Source organism: Streptomyces sp. NPDC058469 (genome assembly GCF_042721125.1).
In the GTDB taxonomy this organism is placed as follows: domain Bacteria; phylum Actinomycetota; class Actinomycetes; order Streptomycetales; family Streptomycetaceae; genus Streptomyces.
The window spans coordinates 1-16,916 of the sequence record NZ_JBHXME010000208.1; the positions used below are offsets into that span (position 1 = coordinate 1).

At 69.8% G+C, this 16,916-nt stretch carries 18 protein-coding genes; 8 read left to right on the forward strand and 10 right to left on the reverse strand.

All coding sequences use genetic code 11. The features are described 5' to 3' along the window. Positions 1–40 precede the first annotated feature (40 nt). From ACFWP5_RS46880 to ACFWP5_RS46890, 3 genes are all read right to left on the reverse strand, one after another. Positions 41–1,402 carry a DUF2637 domain-containing protein gene (locus ACFWP5_RS46880; RefSeq protein WP_384171715.1) on the reverse strand — a complete coding sequence of 454 codons (1,362 nt, stop codon included), beginning with the start codon at positions 1,400–1,402 and terminating at the stop codon, positions 41–43. Between the two features lie 199 nt (positions 1,403–1,601). Next, on the reverse strand, positions 1,602–2,543 hold the full coding sequence (locus ACFWP5_RS46885; protein WP_384171668.1) for a DUF3558 domain-containing protein: 942 nt from the start codon (positions 2,541–2,543) through the stop codon (positions 1,602–1,604). A 118-nt stretch (positions 2,544–2,661) separates the two neighbouring features. Next, positions 2,662–3,510, reverse strand: coding sequence for a DUF3558 domain-containing protein (locus tag ACFWP5_RS46890; protein WP_384171671.1), 849 nt, complete (start codon positions 3,508–3,510; stop codon positions 2,662–2,664). 250 nt (positions 3,511–3,760) lie between these two features. Between ACFWP5_RS46890 and ACFWP5_RS46895 the strand changes: the two genes are divergently transcribed. The 3 genes from ACFWP5_RS46895 to ACFWP5_RS46905 all read left to right on the forward strand — a co-directional run bounded on the left by ACFWP5_RS46895 (position 3,761) and on the right by ACFWP5_RS46905 (position 7,264). Then, positions 3,761–4,954, forward strand: coding sequence for an RtcB family protein (locus tag ACFWP5_RS46895; RefSeq protein WP_384171674.1), 1,194 nt, complete (start codon positions 3,761–3,763; stop codon positions 4,952–4,954). Between the two features lie 197 nt (positions 4,955–5,151). Next, positions 5,152–6,519, forward strand: coding sequence for a hypothetical protein (locus tag ACFWP5_RS46900; protein WP_384171677.1), 1,368 nt, complete (start codon positions 5,152–5,154; stop codon positions 6,517–6,519). 133 nt (positions 6,520–6,652) lie between these two features. Continuing rightward, on the forward strand, positions 6,653–7,264 hold the full coding sequence (locus ACFWP5_RS46905) for a hypothetical protein (RefSeq protein WP_384171680.1): 612 nt from the start codon (positions 6,653–6,655) through the stop codon (positions 7,262–7,264). A 49-nt stretch (positions 7,265–7,313) separates the two neighbouring features. Here the strand turns inward: ACFWP5_RS46905 and ACFWP5_RS46910 are convergent, their stop codons facing one another. From ACFWP5_RS46910 to ACFWP5_RS46920, 3 genes are all read right to left on the reverse strand, one after another. Next, positions 7,314–7,508 carry a hypothetical protein gene (locus ACFWP5_RS46910; protein WP_384171683.1) on the reverse strand — a complete coding sequence of 65 codons (195 nt, stop codon included), beginning with the start codon at positions 7,506–7,508 and terminating at the stop codon, positions 7,314–7,316. Beyond that, the gene (locus ACFWP5_RS46915) at positions 7,508–8,284 is read right to left on the reverse strand and encodes an SDR family NAD(P)-dependent oxidoreductase (RefSeq protein ID WP_384171686.1); all 777 of its coding nucleotides are present in this window, start codon (positions 8,282–8,284) and stop codon (positions 7,508–7,510) included. The genes ACFWP5_RS46910 and ACFWP5_RS46915 overlap by 1 nt, the downstream gene beginning before the upstream one ends. A 73-nt stretch (positions 8,285–8,357) precedes the next feature. Beyond that, a complete protein-coding gene (locus ACFWP5_RS46920) occupies positions 8,358–8,693 on the reverse strand; it encodes a YnfA family protein (protein WP_026151077.1) in 336 nt (111 codons plus the stop codon). Between the two features lie 124 nt (positions 8,694–8,817). On the opposite strand from ACFWP5_RS46920, the gene ACFWP5_RS46925 reads away from it, so the two are divergent. The 3 genes from ACFWP5_RS46925 to ACFWP5_RS46935 all read left to right on the forward strand — a co-directional run bounded on the left by ACFWP5_RS46925 (position 8,818) and on the right by ACFWP5_RS46935 (position 10,675). Further along, positions 8,818–9,312: a hypothetical protein gene (locus tag ACFWP5_RS46925; RefSeq protein ID WP_384171690.1), complete on the forward strand. Its 495-nt coding sequence runs from the start codon at positions 8,818–8,820 to the stop codon at positions 9,310–9,312. 101 nt (positions 9,313–9,413) lie between these two features. After that, complete coding sequence (locus ACFWP5_RS46930) at positions 9,414–9,887, forward strand: MarR family winged helix-turn-helix transcriptional regulator (protein ID WP_384171693.1); 474 nt, start codon at positions 9,414–9,416, stop codon at positions 9,885–9,887. 227 nt (positions 9,888–10,114) lie between these two features. Next, positions 10,115–10,675 (forward strand): hypothetical protein, encoded by a 561-nt coding sequence (locus tag ACFWP5_RS46935; protein WP_384171696.1) that lies wholly within the window; start codon positions 10,115–10,117, stop codon positions 10,673–10,675. Here the strand turns inward: ACFWP5_RS46935 and ACFWP5_RS46940 are convergent. The 4 genes from ACFWP5_RS46940 to ACFWP5_RS46955 all read right to left on the reverse strand — a co-directional run bounded on the left by ACFWP5_RS46940 (position 10,644) and on the right by ACFWP5_RS46955 (position 14,999). Further along, complete coding sequence (locus ACFWP5_RS46940) at positions 10,644–11,351, reverse strand: response regulator (protein WP_384171699.1); 708 nt, start codon at positions 11,349–11,351, stop codon at positions 10,644–10,646. The genes ACFWP5_RS46935 and ACFWP5_RS46940 overlap by 32 nt on opposite strands. Beyond that, on the reverse strand, positions 11,348–12,544 hold the full coding sequence (locus tag ACFWP5_RS46945; RefSeq protein WP_384171702.1) for a sensor histidine kinase: 1,197 nt from the start codon (positions 12,542–12,544) through the stop codon (positions 11,348–11,350). Before ACFWP5_RS46945 ends, ACFWP5_RS46940 begins: the two co-directional genes overlap by 4 nt. A 68-nt stretch (positions 12,545–12,612) precedes the next feature. Next, positions 12,613–14,127, reverse strand: coding sequence for an MFS transporter (locus tag ACFWP5_RS46950; RefSeq protein WP_384171704.1), 1,515 nt, complete (start codon positions 14,125–14,127; stop codon positions 12,613–12,615). Positions 14,128–14,186: 59 nt separating this feature from the next. Continuing rightward, positions 14,187–14,999, reverse strand: a complete 813-nt coding sequence (locus ACFWP5_RS46955; protein ID WP_384171707.1) for a DUF6597 domain-containing transcriptional factor — start codon at positions 14,997–14,999, stop codon at positions 14,187–14,189. A 127-nt stretch (positions 15,000–15,126) separates the two neighbouring features. Here ACFWP5_RS46955 and ACFWP5_RS46960 point away from each other — a divergent pair, with 127 nt between their 5' ends. Continuing rightward, complete coding sequence (locus ACFWP5_RS46960) at positions 15,127–16,263, forward strand: LLM class flavin-dependent oxidoreductase (protein ID WP_384171709.1); 1,137 nt, start codon at positions 15,127–15,129, stop codon at positions 16,261–16,263. After that, positions 16,263–16,850: an FMN reductase gene (locus ACFWP5_RS46965; protein ID WP_384171712.1), complete on the forward strand. Its 588-nt coding sequence runs from the start codon at positions 16,263–16,265 to the stop codon at positions 16,848–16,850. The genes ACFWP5_RS46960 and ACFWP5_RS46965 overlap by 1 nt, the downstream gene beginning before the upstream one ends. Positions 16,851–16,916 lie beyond the last annotated feature (66 nt).

Sequence of the window (16,916 nt, forward strand, 5' to 3'; positions counted from 1 at the left end):
GCGCCCTCCTCGTCGTAGGAGATCCGCTTGGCGGAGCTGCTTACGCGATGTGCTCTTCCTCAAGTTGTGTCGTGTGACGGTTGGTGAAGCGGGTGACCATCCGCTCGGCCTCGCGCTGCGGGAGCGTGATGCCGTACGTGGCCTCCACGTCGCCCCGGAACTGGCCCGAGGTCGGGTAGCTGCCGTCTATCGACTTCTTGAAGACCTGGTAGTACTCGTCCTCGGTCAGCTCCGTGCCACCGCCCGCACCCATCTCACGGGTACGGCCGGGGCCCGACGGGATCGGGAAGGTACCGGTGTCCTCCGGAGAGGGCTCAGGGGCCGGGGCGGGCTGCTGCTCCTCGGGCTGCTGCTCGAACCGCCGCTGCTGCGGGAACTGCTGCTGCTCGAACCGCCGTTGCTGTTCGAACTGCTGCTGTTCCTCCTCGTACTGCTCGAACTGCTCGGACTGTTGCTGCTCCGCGTACCACTGCCGGTAGGCGGCGTCCGGGTCGTACGTCGGGTCGTAGCCGCCCTGGTACGCGACGGTCTGCGGGTCCCGCGCCTGGAGCCACTGGCTCTGCGGCTCGGAGTGGTTCTCCGGCTGCCCGGGCTGCTGGTTGGGCTGGTTCGGCTCGTTGTTCGCCTCGGGGGCCGGGAGTTGCTCGCGGGCCGGTGCCGGGGTGTTCTGGACGCCCGGTGCCGTCTGCTCCGGCTCGCGTGCCGCCTCCAACTGCGGGGCGGGGGGCAGCAGTACGGGTTCGATGCCCGCCGCCGCGAGGCCCGAGGGGGCCGTCTGGGCGAGGGGGACGCCGTAGCGGGCCAGGCGCAGCGGCATCATCGACTCCACCGGAGCCTTGCGGCGCCACGCGCGCCCGAAGCGGGAATGAAGCCGCGCCTGATAGACGAGGCGGTCCTGCTCCAGCTTGATGACCTGCTCGTAGGAGCGCAGCTCCCACAGCTTCATCCGGCGCCAGAGCAGGAACGTCGGAATGGGGGAGAGGAGCCAGCGGGTGAGCCGGACGCCCTCCATGTGTTTGTCGGCCGTGATGTCGGCGATGCGGCCGATCGCGTGCCGGGCCGCCTCCACCGAGACCACGAACAGGACCGGGATCACCGCGTGCATACCGACACCGAGCGGGTCGGGCCAGGCCGCGGCGCCGTTGAACGCGATCGTCGCGACCGTCAGCAGCCATGCCGTCTGGCGCAGCAGCGGGAAGGGGATCCTGATCCAGGTCAGGAGCAGGTCGAGGGCGAGCAGGACGCAGATGCCCGCGTCGATGCCGATCGGGAAGACGTACGCGAAGTTCCCGAAGCCCTTCTTCAGAGCGAGCTCGCGCACGGCGGCGTACGAACCGGTGAAGCCGATACCGGCGATGACGACCGCACCGGAGACGACCACACCGATGAGCACGCGGTGCATACGTGTGAGCTGAATGGGTGCGGACACCCGGACTCCCCTCCCCTTACATGTTGTTGCGCGCAACAGGGTGGCACATGTGTGCGGCGTCCTGGGTGCCGGTCCGTCAGGAGCCCGGTCCGCGAAGGGGCCGGGCTCCGTCAAAGGGCTGTGCTGACCTGCGAGTTGAGGCCCGGGAACGGGCCGGATGTGAAATCTGCGGTCAGCTCTTCCCGGCCGCGGAAGAGGCGGAGGAGGAGGCCGTGGCGGTCGGGGACTTCGCGGACGACTTCGCCGCCGACTTGGAGGGGGACGGGGAGGCGGCCTTGGAAGGCGCCTTGGAGGACGACTTCGAGGGCGTGCTGCTCGCGCCGCCCGAACCCGCGCCCGTGCCGGTGCCGTTGGCCGACGTGACCGCCGCCACGGCCTCCTTCACGGCCTTCTCCGCCGCCTTCGCCAACGTGTCCGCGCTCGGCGTCTTCTCGCCCGCGAGACCCGCGCCGTTGTAGTCGATCGTGACGACCACGTTCTCGACCCGCGCCACCACCGTCTGCTGCTTGAAGGCGCCTTCCTTCTTCTTCAGGTCGTAGCGCACCGCCGTGGCCTCGTCGCCCGCGCCCGCGACCGGCTCCGCCTTGGCGTTCTTCGCGCCGGTGACGGACTGCGCCTCCTGCACCTGCTTCGCGTAGTACGCGGCGGCCAGCTTGTCGCCCTCGCCCTGCGTCTGCGAGGAGTCGAACCGCAGCAACGACACGTTCAGCCAGCGGAACTGCGAACCCTTGACCCCGTTGTTGTCCAGGCTCGTCCAGGAGCAACTGCCCCGCGACGCCGTGTCGCTCGACGTGCCTTCCTTGCCCGACTTGGCGCCCTTCGGCACCAGATCGGCCAACGTCTTCTTCGACAGCACCGCACACGGCTCGGGCAGCTTCTTGTACGCGGCCGCCTGCACCGTCGGAGCGGCGGTGGCGTCGGCGGACGTCGTCGCACCGAGGCCGGCCGTCTCCTTGCCCGCGCCGTCGGCGGAGCCGGAGTCCGAGGAGCAGCCGGCCGCGATCAGCATCACCGGGACGGCGGCCGCGCAGACAAGGACGCGGTGAAGACGCTTCGCTCGCTGCTGGTCACTCTGGTCTCGCTGTGCTGGTTGATGCATGGTTCCTTCACTCATGACGCTCGTGGTTCCTGCCGTCGGATCGGGTCCGAGGGGCCACGGTACGCGGTGAGTCACCTGTGCGGTCTCCGTTCACGGGCTTTGAACGGCCCCGCGAAAGACACCCCCGGACGCCTCAACCGTTGAGTGAATCGGCCAGCTGCGCGGCCAGTTTCCGCGCCCTGTCCTGCATCTTCTGGCTGTCCGGCACGACACCGACCGTCGCCGGCTGCTCCTCGTACTCGACGGTCACAATGACGTTGGACGTGCGAAACACCACAGTCACCGTGCGCTGCTGGGCCGTCGAACCGGAACTGCTCAACGCGTCGTCGAGGAACGCCTCGTCGCCGAGACCGGAGAGGACGCGGGGTTCGAGACCGGTGGGGGAGGCGGAGGCGGACGCGGAGGCAGACGTCGAGCTGGAGTCGGAGGAGGACGCGGACGCGGAGGACGAGGGGGTGGCGGAGGGCGTCCCGGAGTCCGACGCCGAATCAGAGGCTGACGCGGAATCCGACGCCGTGGCGCTCGCCGTCGGCTCCGGAAGATCCGCCGCCGTCTCCTTCGTCCCGAAGATCGTCCGCGCCTGGTTGTCGTCGCTCACGGCGTTGTCGTAGGACACCACGCGCTCGAAGTCGACCAGCAGATGGTCGGTCGCGTCCGTGGACTCCACCTTCCACCGGCAGCCGACCTTGCGGTCCGTGTCGTACGTCAGCGTCGCCTCGCCCGCGTACGCCGCCTCGCGCTGCTGCGCGTCGGCGATCTGCTTGATGCCGGGGAGCAGGGAGTCCAGGGTGCCCTGACCGACCGCCCCGCAGGGTTCGGGAAGCGTGCGGTACTTGCCCGGCTGGGCCACCGCCGTCGCCGTACCGGCGTCGCCCGGGTTCGCGTCGTCCGTCGTACCGCTGTCGGCCGAGCCGCTCGTACAGCCGGCCAGCAGCGCCACGAGGAGCGCGGCGGTGCCGGGTACGTACGCCTTCCGCTGCACGGTCTGGCTCCTCTCGACGGTGTGTCGGGTAGGGAGGTGTCGGGTGTCTTCTCTGCCCCTCGACCCCTTGAACGATCCAGGGGCTGCCAGTGTCCCCGCTGGTTAATCGCTTGCCGCACCGGGGGACCCCCTGGAGACAATGTCTATCGCACGCACAGCCGTGGACGCCGGTCCGCTGTCCCTTTCGTTGACCTTGGCGCCTGTTTTGCGATGTATGACTTTTGATTAACTCCGGGGGAATGAGGACGATATGTCGTACGTGGAGATGCCGGGCGCGAAGGTCCCGATCCGCATGTGGGCCGACCCGGCGACGGTCGAGGAGGGCGCGCTCCAGCAGCTGCGCAACGTCGCGACCCTGCCGTGGATCAAGGGCCTGGCGGTCATGCCGGACGTGCACTACGGCAAGGGTGCGACGGTCGGTTCGGTCATCGCGATGCGGGGCGCGGTGTGCCCGGCGGCGGTGGGGGTCGACATCGGCTGCGGGATGTCCGCGGTGAAGACGTCACTCACGGCGAACGATCTTCCCGGCGATCTGTCGCGGCTGCGGTCGAAGATCGAGCAGGCGATTCCGGTGGGGCGGGGGATGCATGACAGTCCTGTGGAGCCGGGGCGGTTGCACGGTCTGGCCACCGGCGGGTGGGACGACTTCTGGGGGCGGTTCGGCGGGGTCGCGGACGCGGTGAAGTTCCGGGAGGACCGGGCCACGAAGCAAATGGGCACACTTGGCGGAGGGAATCACTTCTGCGAAGTATGCGTAGATTCAGACGGTTCGGTGTGGCTCATGCTCCACTCCGGATCCCGGAACATCGGCAAGGAGCTGGCCGAGCACCACATCGGCACAGCCCAGAAGCTCCCGCACAACCAGGGCCTGGTCGACCGTGACCTCGCCGTCTTCATCGCGGACACCCCGCAGATGGCGGCGTACCGCAACGACCTGTTCTGGGCGCAGGAATACGCGAAGTACAACCGCACGATCATGATGGCGCTCCTGAAGGACGTGATCCGCAAGGAGTTCAAGAAGGCGAAGCCGACCTTCGATTCGGAGATCTCGTGCCACCACAACTACGTGAGCGAGGAGCGGTACGAGGGTGTCGACCTGCTGGTCACCCGTAAGGGAGCGATCCGCGCCGGCTCCGGCGAGTACGGGATCATCCCGGGCTCGATGGGCACCGGTTCGTACATCGTGAAGGGCCTCGGCAACGAGAAGTCCTTCAACTCCGCGTCGCACGGCGCCGGTCGGCGCATGAGCCGTAGCGCGGCCAAGCGCCGCTTCTCGACGAAGGACCTGGAGGAGCAGACGCGGGGTGTGGAGTGCCGTAAGGACTCCGGCGTCGTGGACGAGATCCCGGGCGCGTACAAGCCGATCGAGCAGGTCATGGAACAGCAGCGGGACCTCGTCGAGGTCGTGGCGAAGCTGAAGCAGGTCGTGTGCGTGAAGGGCTGAGCTCTGAAACTCCTCTGAGAGCGCTGTGAATTCGCGTCCTATTGCTGTGAATTTCATCCACCGCCGCATGTCAAAATGCATGCTCCATTCGTGAAAGCATTGTTTGCATGCGCCCCTTATTGCTGGCCTCGAAATTCACTGTGATGCTGCCCGGGAGTTGATCAGACTCCCGCCCGCAGCGTCTCGGAGGACAGCACATGCTTGAACGGCAGCAGAATCAGAGTGAGTTGAGCCGGCGGGCCGTCGTGGCCGCCGGGGCGGTCACCGCTCTCGCGGCGACCGCCCTCGGCACCGCCACGTCCGCCCAGGCCGCCACGGAGGCCGCCGGCGGGCTGAAGGTCGGTGTCGGGAAGGCCGCGTTCACGCCCGGCGCCTCGCTGTTGCCGCTGGACAACTTCACCGCCGTGCACGACGACCTCAACGTCCGTGTCCTGCTGCTGGAGTCCGGGTCCCGCCGTATCGCCCTGGCCGTGCTGGATCTGACCTCCATCAGCGCGGAGGCGACCGCGCTGATGCGGGACGCCATCACCGCGGCCTCGGGCGTGACCGCCGCGAACATCATGGTCACCGTCACGCACTGCTTCTCCGCGCCGCACGTCCAGGCGAGCACCTCGTCCGCCGGAGCCGCGGCCTACGTACAGAACATCGTCGCCGCCACCAAGTCCGCGGTCGCCGACGCCGTGAAGAACCTCCAGGACGCCGAGGTCGGCTACGGCTCCGGCCGGTCCGACGTCAACGTCAACCGCAACGTGTCCACCGCGGACGGCTACTGGCTCGGCGTGAACGAGCAACTGCCCTCGGACAAGGGCGTGTACGTCGCCCGCTTCAACGACCTCGACGGCAACCCGATCGCCGTCCTGACCAACTACAACGTGCAGTCCTGCGTGATGCAGGACTCGGTCATGGCCGACGGCACCCTGCCGATCACCGCCGACCTCGCCGGCGCGGCCACGGCGCACGTCGAGACGCAGTACCCCGGTGCCGTCGGCTTCTGGCTGGTCGGCGCGTGCGGTGACCAGTTCCCGGCGTACCGCGCGAAGCGGTACACGCTCGACAAGGACAAGGGCTGGACCTACGGCGTCGATCTGCACGACGCCGGGTTCGCGCTGCTGACCGCGCAGGGCGAGCGGCTCGGGAACGAGATCGTGCGGGTGGCGCAGGGGATCCGCACGTACGAGAGCGGCAAGCAGGTCGTGGTGCGGCTGGTCGCCGACGACATCACCACCACCCAGGTCACGGGTCCCCAGGCCAGTGCGCCTACCAAGACCGTCACCTTCACCCCCACCGGCACCGCCGAGGTGCCGCTCTGGGTCTTCCAGGTCGGCAAGGGTGTTTTCGCGGGTGTGGAGCCGGAGTTGTCCACCACGACCGCGACCGCGATCCGCGAGAACTCGTCCTTTTCCAGCACTTTCGTCATGTCGATGTTCGAGGGCGGCGCCAAGAACATGCCCGAAAAATGGAATTTCGACCACGTCACCTATGAGGCGGTCGACGGCTTCTACATCAAGGGCACGGCGGAGAAGGCCGTGGCGCGAATCGATCGCATCATCAATTCCCTGAACTGAATCGAGGTGATGACGGTAATGGCCACAAGGCGTGCTTTTTTTGGGGCGAGTTCTGGGGGCGGGCGCGGTGGCCACCGCGGGCCTGGTCGCTTGTGAATCGGATTCAGCAGGCGGAGGGGGTGGCGGTGGGCATATGAAAAGCGCCACCGCGATCACCAAGGTCTACGGGGTGGGCCAGAAGTTCATCGCGGTCGCCGTCGAGTACGACACCGAGATCGACACGTCCAAGCTCTCGGCGTCGTCCTTCGAGGTCGAGGGCCGTACGGTCGCGAAGGCCTACGCCAACACCCGCGCGGCGACGGCCGATCAGGGCACCAACGGCACGTACGTCATCGTCGAACTGTCCGTCGACGACGAGAGCGCGCTGCTGTGGGGGATCTCCGGCCCGTACGGGAACGGGGGTGGGGGCGGGAACGGTTCCGCCAAGCCTTCGGCGTCCCAGTCCTCGGCCGCCCGGTCGACGCAGTCGTCCGGCACCCCCGGCGTCGTCCCCGGCCCCACCCTCGGCGCGACGGGCGGTGCGGCCAACATCAAGAAGGCGCGGGGAACCGTCACCCAGACCGGCACCGTCACGGCCACCGACGGTTCCGCCTACGCGGCCGACAGCGCCACCAAGGTCACCACCGGCCGCACCGTCAACCCCGTCGTGGACGACTTCAAGCAGTTCACGTTCAAGGACCCGAAGACCGGCAAGTCCCTGCCCTACAACCTCTACATCCCCAAGGGCAAGCAGCGGAGGACCTAGCGGAGACGGAGGACCTGGAGGACCTGGAGGACCAACCAGTGGGCCGCGCCTACTTGTTCGGGGCGTGCATCACCGCGTAGATCATCACGAACGCGACGAGGTGGATGCCGAAGAGGAAGTAGCCGAGGAAGTACCAGACCTTGCGTTCGTTCCTGGTCTCCTCGGCCAACCGGCGCCGGTCCAGGGCCTCTTGGGAGTTGTCCGGGCCGGCAGGGCTGTCCGGGCGGTCCTCTTCGTCGGGCATCACAGCTCCCGGTGGACCTTGGTGTTCGAGGCCTGGGCGCGGGGGCGGACGACGAGGAGGTCGATGTTGACGTGGCTGGGGCGGGTGACCGCCCAGGTGATCGTGTCGGCCACGTCGTCCGCCGTGAGGGGTTCGGCGACGCCCGCGTAGACCTTCGCCGCCTTCTCCGCGTCGCCGCCGAAGCGGGTCAGCGCGAACTCGTCCGTCCTGACCATGCCGGGCGCGACCTCGATGACCCGCACCGGGGTGCCGACGATCTCCAGGCGCAGCGTCTCGGCGAGGACGTGGGCGCCGTGCTTGGCGGCGACATAGCCCGCGCCGCCCTCGTACGTGCCGTGGCCGGCCGTGGAGGAGACGACCACGACCGTGCCGTCGCCGCTGGCGGTGAGGGCGGGGAGGAGGGCCTGGGTGATGTTCAGGGTGCCGAGGACGTTCGTCTCGTACATCGTGCGCCAGTCGGCGGGGTCGCCGGTCGCGACCGGGTCGGCGCCGAGCGCGCCGCCCGCGTTGTTGACCAGGACGCCGATGGTCTTGAAGGCGGTCGCGAACTCGTCGACGGCGGCCCGGTCGGTGACGTCCAGGGCGTACGCCGTGGCCTGCCCGCCGTTCGCGGCGATCTCCTCGGCGAGCGCCTCGATACGGTCCTTGCGGCGGGCGGTGAGGACGACGCGGTAACCGGCCGAGGCGAGCTGTCGGGCCGTGGCGGCGCCGATTCCACCGCTCGCCCCGGTGACGACCGCGATACGGGAGGCGGCGGAAGGTGCGGCGGTGGCCATGGGGCTGCTCCTCAGGACGGGTCAAGGGTCCGTACGTACGACTCCGTCCAGGATAGGGGGGCCGGGTTCCGGGTCAGTTCCCCCTGGGCGCCCACATGATCACGGCCATCCCGGCCAGGCAGATCAGGGCGCCCGTGATGTCCCAGCGGTCGGGCCGGTAGCCGTCCGCGACCGCGCCCCAGGCCAGCGAACCGGCGACGAAGATCCCGCCGTACGCCGCGAGGATGCGGCCGAAGTGGGCGTCGGGCTGGAAGGTGGCGACGAAGCCGTAGACGCCGAGGGCCATGATCCCGCCGCCGATCCACAGCCAGCCGCGGTGTTCGCGCACCCCCTGCCAGACCAGCCAGGCGCCGCCGATCTCGAAGACGGCGGCGACGACGAAGAGGGCTGCGGAGCGGAGGACGAGCATGGTCGCCAGCAAATCATGCGGGCTGTCACCTGATGGACGGCGCCTGCGGTGCGCTCCGCGTGGGATACATCCGTACGACCACGGTGGTGTGGTGCAAGGGCGTGGCGTACTGAGGAGTGATGGCATGCGGGTACTACGGGTACTACGGACTCTTGCCCTGGTGGGCAGCGCGCTGGCGGTGATGGGCGCGGCCCCTGGTCTCCCCGGGCTGTCCGCTCACCCGGATCTCCCGGGCCCGGAGGCGGACCTCGCCTATCACGGGTCCGCGTCCATGACCGGCGGCCGGGTCGACGTGCGGTTCACCCCGCGCAACCACGGGCCGTCGGCGGTGCCCGACGCGACCGTACGGCTGCGCTGGTCGAAGCCGCTCGCGGACCGGCAGACGCTGCCGGAGGGGTGTGCGCGGTCGGGGGAGCGGGTGGTGGTGTGCCGGACGGGGGCGCTGGCCGCGGACGAGGTGGGCGAGCGGATCGAGCTGCGGGTACGGCTGCGGGACGCGTCCTCCGAGGTGCTGCTGGAGATGGACACGGTGTGGGGCGGGGGCGCGGTGGACGGCAACCGGGCCAACGACCAGCAGCGGGTGCTCGTCCTGGACACCGGCGACACCTATTACTTCTGAGTCACACCCGTAGTACCGCGGAGCCACGCCCGTGAGCGCGTCGTACGATCTCGATCTCCGCACGGCACGTACGGAACGGCACAGGCGACGAGGGGTACGACATGTCCGGGAACGCGCGGGCGCGGCTGCTGGACGAGTTGTCCTCCGTATCGCGCCGGTACATGGCGTCCTACGCCCTGTTCAACCAGGCCGTCGCCGACCGCCTCGGGCTGCACCCCACCGACCTGCAGTGTCTGAACCTGCTCACGCTGGAGGCCGGGCCGGTGACCACGGGCCGGGTCGCCGAGCTGACCGGGCTGACGACCGGGTCGGCGACGCGGCTCGTGGACCGGCTGGAGCGGGCGGGGTACGTCGTACGGGAGCGGGACGCGGAGGACCGGCGGCGGGTGCTGGTGGCGACCGTGCCGGAGAAGATCGCCGAGTTCGGGCGCATGTGGAACCGGCTCGGCGGCGGCTGGTTCACCCTCTTCGACGAACTGGGCGACGCCGAACTCGCCGTGATCGTCGGGCACATGAGGCGGACGGTGGAGTTCAGCGCCCAGCAGATCGCGCGGCTGCGCGCGGGGGACGTGTAGCGCCGGGGGCACTGGAACACGGTGGAGCCTGCCCGCCTGCCCACCTGCCCACCTGCCCGTCTGCCGTCGCCGGGTGGTCCCTGAGGGGCCCCTAGGGGGAGGCTCCACCTGCGTCTCCACCCGGATTTCCACCCGTGGGTCCGGGAGCTTTTCCGGCATCGGCGGGAGAGTCGGTCTCAGGAAAACGCGCGGCGGGATCACCGCCGGAGACCGAGGAGTGCGACGTCATGACGGACATGGAGCAGGCGCTGACGATCAGCGGGGGCATCTTCGCGGTGATGATGCTGACGCAGTACGGGCGCCGGAAGTACGACCTGCACAAGGTGCTGATGCCGATCGCCACGGTGTCGGCGGTCGGCTACTTCTACCTGAAGGGGATGCCCACCCAGCACGTCGACGTGGTCGTCTATCTGGTGGGCGCCGCGATCGGGCTGGCCTGCGGTGTCGTCGCCACGATCACCACCGGTGTGGAGCGCGACCCGGCCTCGGGCCACGTCCACACCCGGTGCGGCGCGGGGTTCGTGGCGATCTGGACGGCGGTGGTCGCGCTACGGGTCGCCTTCATCTACCTCGCCGAGCACAACACCTGGTTCCGCGACCACCTCGGCACGTTCATGGCCGAGCACCAGATAGTCCAGGACGCCATCGCACCGTTCTTCGTCATCATGGCGCTGGCCATGGTCCTCACCCGGGTGTTCCTGCTGCTGGCCCGCGTGCGGCTGCTCCCGGCGGCCGGTGCGGCCCACGGCGAGACCCTCACCCAGGGGTCTTCACCAGTCCGTGGATGAACGCGTACTTCACGGCATGCGCCCGGTCCCGCAGATGCGCCTTGGAGAAGAGGTTGTTGATATGAGTCTTCACCGTGGCCTCGCTCACCACCAGCCGCTCGGCGATGCCCCGGTTGGTGAGGCCCTCGCCGATCAGCGTGAGCACCTCGACCTCCCGGGGTGTGAGGTCCGGGGCGAGTCCGGCTCCCGACCGTTCGACGGGGGCCACACCCCGCGCGGCGGCGGCGACGAGCCGGTCCCGTACGGCGGGGTCGAGCACGGACTGCCCGGCCGCCGCGACCCGCACCGCGCGGGTGATGTCCTGCCGGCCGGACTCCTTGGTGAGGTAGCCGCGGGCACCGGCGCCGAGCGCGGCGAGGATGTACTCCTCGTCGGCGAAGGTGGTGAGCACGACGACCGCGACCTGGGGGAAGCGTTCGGTGAGCAGCCGGGTGGCCTCGACCCCGTCCATCCGCGGCATGTTGAGATCCATCAGGATCACGTCGGGCGAGTGCTCCTCGGCGGCCCGCACGGCTTCCCCGCCGTCCTTCGCCGTCGCCACGACCTCCACGCCGGGCTGCAGATCCAGTACGGTCGCCAGCGCCTCACGGACGGCGGTCTGGTCGTCGGCCACGACCACCCGTACAACGGCCTGCTGCTCATCCCCTGCCGTCGTGGGGTGTCGCTCGTCGCTCATGTGGGGATCACCACGCGCACTCGCCATCCTCCTGCGTCGTCGCCGTCCACGATCGGCCCGGCCGTGACCGTGCCGCCCACCAGGTCGAGGCGCTCGCGCATCCCGACCAACCCCATCCCGCTCCCGGCACCGGCCAGGGGCCGCGAGCCTTCCGGCGGCGCGGAGTTGACCACCTCGAAGACGGTCTCCTCGACGGTCTTTTCCGGGAGTCGCTCCCGTTGGTCCCGTCGCTCCACGTACTCCAGGCGCATGCGGACCGGGGCGCCGGGCGCGTACTTGTGCGCGTTGGTCAGCGCCTCCTGGGCGCAGCGCACGATCACCTGGGCGAGGCGGACGGGCAGTTCACGCGGCGGCCCGTCGACGGTCAGCGTACCGGCGGCGGACACGGAGCCGAGCATGGACCGCAACGTCTCCACCAGCGGCAGCGCGTCCTCACGCAGGTCCCCGACCGTGCGCTGCACCTCGGTCAGCCCCGAGCGCACCAGGCTCTGTGCCCGCTGGGCCGCCTGCCGGGCCCGTTCGATGTCACCGGACTCCAACAGGGCGTCGGTGACCTCCAGTTGCATGTTCACCCCGGCCAGCGAGTGGGCCAGCACGTCGTGCACGTCCCGGGCGATCCGGGCCCGCTCGGCGAGCGCCTCGGCCCGGGCTTCAGCGCGCGAGGCCAGCTCGGCCTGCTCGGCGGCGGCCCGCGCGGAGCGCAACGCGTCGGTGTGGGCGCGGTTGGAGATACCGACCAGCACGCTTACCCCGGTGAAGGCGCCCACGATCCACGAGGTGTTGTGGCTGCCCCACGGCAGGAGCAGCACCCCCGCGCACAGGGCGCTGGTGCACGCCGCGAAGGGCAGCGAACGGCGGCTGTCGAGCCGGTATCCGGCGTGGCCGGTGGCGAAGTACGCGAACAGGGCCGAGGCCCCGGAGCGCTCCAGGCACAGCAGCGCGGCGGCCCCGGCCGACCAGACGCACAGCACCGCGAGCTGCGGACCCGGCGCCAGCCGCCCCTCGGGGATGAGCCGCGTGCACAACATCAGCGACACGAGGACGAGCAGACACAGCACGGCGAGCCCGGTCCCGGAGAAACCGATCGGCCGCACCGCGATCGCGCCGACGACGATGGCGGCGACGGTCCCGAAGACCTGGATGGGGTTGTTGTCCGCCGTGAACCAACGGGTCAAGGCCTGAGTTCGGTTCACCGTGCTCTCTTCCCGCTGTCGTCCGACCGCTGCGAAAGCTACCAGCGTGCGGGTGTGCCCGTCGGCGCTCAGTGGCCATGGTCCGCCGGCGCCGCGCGCGGCAGCAGCCGTACGAGAAACAGGCACAGGGCGACGGCCGCGCCGACCACACCCAGGCTCACGAGGAGCGCGTGGGTCGTACCACCGTCAACTGCTGCGAAATACACGGTGGTTATGGCCGCCGCACCGATGGCGTTGGCCAGTTGCTGCACCGCGTTGAGCGAGCCGCTGGCGCTGCCGGCCTCGGCCGGTTCGATGTCGCCGATGGTGACGTCGTAGACCGTGCCGAAGCAGGTGCCCATGCCGAGCCCGACGAGGAGGAGGGGAGTAACGAGGGCCCAACCACCGACTCCCGTCCCGGAGTTGGCGACCAGTGCGGCGAGGTAGCCGCAGCCCGCCAGGATGATCAGCAGGCCCGTGGCGGCGAGGCGGCGGCCGTAGCGGTGGATGAGCCGGTAGCAGGCGATCGACGCGACGACGATGCCGGCGGAGAGCGGGATGAGGCCGAGGGCGGTGCCTGCGGGGGAGCGGCGGAGGCCTTGTTGGAAGTAGAGGGAGATGACGTAGAGGAGTCCGGCGACGGCGGCGAAGGCGACGACGCCGAGGAGGAGGCCCGCGGTGAAGCCGCGGTTGTGGAGGAGCGAGGGGCGGATGAGCGGGTCGGGTGCGGTGCGCTGGCGGTGGCAGAACCCGGCGAACAGGGCGAGGCCGAGGAGCAGGAGGGCGAGCGCGCGTCCGGTCCAGCCGTGCGCCGAGCCGTCGATGATTCCGCCGAGCAGGCCGAGCATGGCGCCCGCGATCAGGGCCGAGCCCGGGCCGTCGACGGTGGCGGTGCCGTCGCCGGTGTCGTGCGGGAGGAGGCGTAGGGCGGCGAGGAGGGCGGCGCCGCCGAGGAGAAGGTTGATGAGGAACATGGGGCGCCAGCCGAGGCCGCCGAGATCGGCGTCGACGAGGAACCCGGCGAGGATCGGCCCGCCCACCGCCGACAGCCCCATCACCGGCCCGAACAGGCTGAACGCCTTGCCGATCTGGTCGCGCGGCCAGCTCGCGCCGAGGATGCCGAAGCCCTGCGGGATGAGGAGCGCCCCGAAGGCACCCTGCACGAGCCGGGCGACGACGAGGAAGGCGGGGCCGGGCGCGAGCCCGCAGCCCAGGGAGGCGACGACGAACCCGGCGAGCCCGACGAGGAACAGCCGCCGCCGGCCGTACCGGTCACCGAGCCGGCCGCCGGGGACGAGGAGCACACCGAGGGCGAGGGCGTAGGAGGCGCCGAGCCACTGGACGAGGCAGGGGCCGCCGCCGAGGTCCCTGGTGATGGTCGGGGCGGCGATGTTGGTGATCGTCGAGTCGAGGAGGTCGAGGACGTCGGCGGCGAGGACGACGGCGAGGATCGCCCAGCGGGTGCGGGCGGGGAGGGGAGGTTTCTCGGGGCCCTCGGGTTCTCCGACTTCTCTGGCTTCTTCGGGTTCTCCGGCTTCTTCGGGGTCTTCGGGGTCTCCGGCTTCCTCGGGTTCATTGATTGCGTCATGCGGTATCTGCGTCACGCAGGTAAATGTGAGCGAGGGGACCTGTGTCGGTCAACCGGATTAACGCGATGTGCTGGTCAGCGCGCGCCCTGCACGCCCTGTGCGTACGCCGTCGGTGTCACCCCGACCGTCGTCGTGAAGTCCCGGACCAGGTGGGCCTGGTCGGCGTAGCCCAGGTCGGCGGCCAGGCCCGCCCAGTCCACGGGTTCCTCGGTGCCGGCGCGCTCCAGGGCGTCGTGGATGCGGTAGCGCAGGATGACCCACTTGGGGCCGACGCCGACGTACGCGGCGAAGAGGCGTTGCAGCAGCCGTACGGACAGGCCTTCGGTGTGGGCGAAGTCGGTCACGCGGCGGATCGTGCGGTCGGTGCGGATGCGGTCGACCAAGGTTGTCGCGAGTTCGGCCTGCGGGTCGGGCTGGAGGTCGAGGGTGAGCAGGAAGGCGTCGAGGGCGGCGGCGCGGGCGGTCTCGTCGGGGAGGTCGAGGACCGTGGCGGGGTCGGTGTCCGGGAACACGTCGGGTTGCCGCACTCGCCGTCCGGTCCACTCCGAGACGGGCCGGTCCGGGGCGACGGTACGGAAGGCGCCGGGCCGGAACTTGATGCCGCAGACCCGTCCCCGCCCCTCCAGTTTCTGCGCGAAGAGGCCGTGCGGGATGCCCGCGACCTCGACGAAGGCGTCCTCGCCGGCGAGGCGCTGGAAGACGATGTGCACGGCCGGGTGCGGGACGACGTGGGAGACGTAGGGCTCGGTCAGGTCCCAGTCGATCAGCCAGTAGTGCTCGATGTACGGGCGGAGGGGTTCGGCGGGTTCGGGGCGGCGGAAGCGCACGCGGGCGAGGAGTTCGGCGGGGTCGACGATTCCTCGGGTGTCACGGCGTGCGGTGGCCATGAGGGGATCGTAGGACGGGCCACTGACAACGGCCGGAAGAAGGCGCTGGTGCTGGGCGGAATATGTGCGGCGGGGTGGCCGTTGGGGGGTATAGTTGAATAATCAACAACCTGGAGGGTGAACGACCATGCAGTTCGGGATCTTCAGCGTCGGCGACGTCACACCGGACCCGACCACCGGACGGACGCCGACCGAGCGTGAGCGCATCAAGGCCATGGTCGCCATCGCGCTGAAGGCCGAGGAGGTCGGGCTCGACGTCTTCGCGACCGGTGAGCACCACAACCCGCCGTTCGTGCCCTCGTCGCCCACCACGATGCTCGGCTTCATCGCGGCGCGGACCGAGAGGCTGATCCTCTCCACCTCCACCACGCTCATCACCACCAACGACCCGGTGAAGATCGCGGAGGACTTCGCGATGCTCCAGCACCTGGCCGACGGGCGCGTGGACCTGATGATGGGCCGCGGCAACACCGGCCCGGTCTACCCCTGGTTCGGGCAGGACATCCGCCAGGGCATCAACCTCGCCATCGAGAACTACGCCCTGCTGCGCCGCCTGTGGCGCGAGGACGTCGTGAACTGGGAGGGCAAGTTCCGCTCCCCGCTGCAGGGCTTCACGTCGACGCCGCGTCCGCTGGACGACGTACCGCCGTTCGTCTGGCACGGTTCGATCCGCAGCCCCGAGATCGCCGAGCAGGCGGCCTTCTACGGCGACGGTTTCTTCCACAACAACATCTTCTGGCCGGCCGACCACACCAAGCGGATGGTCGAGCTGTACCGGGAGCGGTACGCGCACTACGGGCACGGCACGCCGGAGCAGGCGATCGTCGGCCTGGGCGGCCAGGTCTTCATGCGCAAGAACTCCCAGGACGCGATCCGCGAGTTCCGCCCCTACTTCGACAACGCGCCGGTCTACGGCCACGGGCCCTCCCTGGAGGACTTCACCGACCAGACCCCGCTGACCGTCGGCTCCCCGGAGGAGGTCATCGAGAAGACCCTCGCGTTCCGGGACTACGCCGGTGACTACCAGCGCCAGCTGTTCCTGCTGGACCACGCCGGACTGCCGCTCAAGACGGTCCTGGAGCAGCTCGACCTGCTGGGCGAGGAGGTCGTACCGGTACTGCGCAAGGAGTTCGCGGCGAACCGCCCGGCGGACGTGCCGGACGCCCCGACGCACGAGTCGCTCAAGGCCGCCAAGGCCGCCAAGTCCGCCGAGTCCGCCGAGTCCGCCAAGGCCGCCGAGTCCGCTCAGGAGGTGACCGTCTGATGAAGCTCGTAGTCGTCTCGGCTGGGCTGAGCGTGCCCTCGTCCACCCGTCTGCTGGCCGACCGCCTGGCGACCGCCACGGCGGGCCGCACCTCGGCGGAGATACAGGTCGTGGAGCTGCGCGACCTCGCCGTCGAGATCGCCCACAACCTCACCAACGGCTTCCCCGGCAAGAAGCTGGCGGCCGCCCTCGACGCGGTGACGCAGGCGGACGGTCTGATCGCCGTCACGCCGGTGTTCTCGGCGTCGTACAGCGGACTGTTCAAGTCCTTCTTCGACGTACTGGAGAAGGACGCGCTGACCGGAAAGCCGGTGCTCATCGCGGCGACGGGCGGCAGCGCCCGCCACTCCCTGGTACTGGAACACGCCCTCCGCCCGCTCTTCGCCTACCTGCGGGCCGTGGTCGTCCCGACCGGGGTCTACGCGGCCTCGGAGGACTGGGGCGCGGAGGGGTTGCCGGAGCGGATCGAACGGGCGGCGGGGGAGCTGGCGGCCCTGATGACGGGACTGTCGACAGCGCGCCCAGCGAGCAAGCCGACGGTCGTCCCGTTCGCGGAACAACTGGCGGCCCTGGCACCCTCGAAGTAGTGACCAGGGCCGGCATTATTCAGCCTGTCCGGCGTTTGAGGACGAGGCCCCTTCAGGGCCGATCGG

Excerpts from the sequence above, each read along its gene's own strand:
- ACFWP5_RS46880 (WP_384171715.1), bottom strand. The coding sequence starts at position 1,402 with ATGCACCGCGTGCTCATCGGTGTGGTCGTCTCCGGTGCGGTCGTCATC.
- ACFWP5_RS46885 (WP_384171668.1), bottom strand. The coding sequence starts at position 2,543 with ATGAGTGAAGGAACCATGCATCAACCAGCACAGCGAGACCAGAGTGAC.
- ACFWP5_RS46895 (WP_384171674.1), top strand. The coding sequence starts at position 3,761 with ATGTCGTACGTGGAGATGCCGGGCGCGAAGGTCCCGATCCGCATGTGG.
- ACFWP5_RS46900 (WP_384171677.1), top strand. The coding sequence starts at position 5,152 with ATGCTTGAACGGCAGCAGAATCAGAGTGAGTTGAGCCGGCGGGCCGTC.
- ACFWP5_RS46905 (WP_384171680.1), top strand. The coding sequence starts at position 6,653 with ATGAAAAGCGCCACCGCGATCACCAAGGTCTACGGGGTGGGCCAGAAG.
- ACFWP5_RS46910 (WP_384171683.1), bottom strand. The coding sequence starts at position 7,508 with ATGCCCGACGAAGAGGACCGCCCGGACAGCCCTGCCGGCCCGGACAAC.
- ACFWP5_RS46915 (WP_384171686.1), bottom strand. The coding sequence starts at position 8,284 with ATGGCCACCGCCGCACCTTCCGCCGCCTCCCGTATCGCGGTCGTCACC.
- ACFWP5_RS46920 (WP_026151077.1), bottom strand. The coding sequence starts at position 8,693 with ATGCTCGTCCTCCGCTCCGCAGCCCTCTTCGTCGTCGCCGCCGTCTTC.
- ACFWP5_RS46925 (WP_384171690.1), top strand. The coding sequence starts at position 8,818 with ATGCGGGTACTACGGGTACTACGGACTCTTGCCCTGGTGGGCAGCGCG.
- ACFWP5_RS46930 (WP_384171693.1), top strand. The coding sequence starts at position 9,414 with ATGTCCGGGAACGCGCGGGCGCGGCTGCTGGACGAGTTGTCCTCCGTA.
- ACFWP5_RS46935 (WP_384171696.1), top strand. The coding sequence starts at position 10,115 with ATGACGGACATGGAGCAGGCGCTGACGATCAGCGGGGGCATCTTCGCG.
- ACFWP5_RS46940 (WP_384171699.1), bottom strand. The coding sequence starts at position 11,351 with ATGAGCGACGAGCGACACCCCACGACGGCAGGGGATGAGCAGCAGGCC.
- ACFWP5_RS46955 (WP_384171707.1), bottom strand. The coding sequence starts at position 14,999 with ATGGCCACCGCACGCCGTGACACCCGAGGAATCGTCGACCCCGCCGAA.
- ACFWP5_RS46960 (WP_384171709.1), top strand. The coding sequence starts at position 15,127 with ATGCAGTTCGGGATCTTCAGCGTCGGCGACGTCACACCGGACCCGACC.
- ACFWP5_RS46965 (WP_384171712.1), top strand. The coding sequence starts at position 16,263 with ATGAAGCTCGTAGTCGTCTCGGCTGGGCTGAGCGTGCCCTCGTCCACC.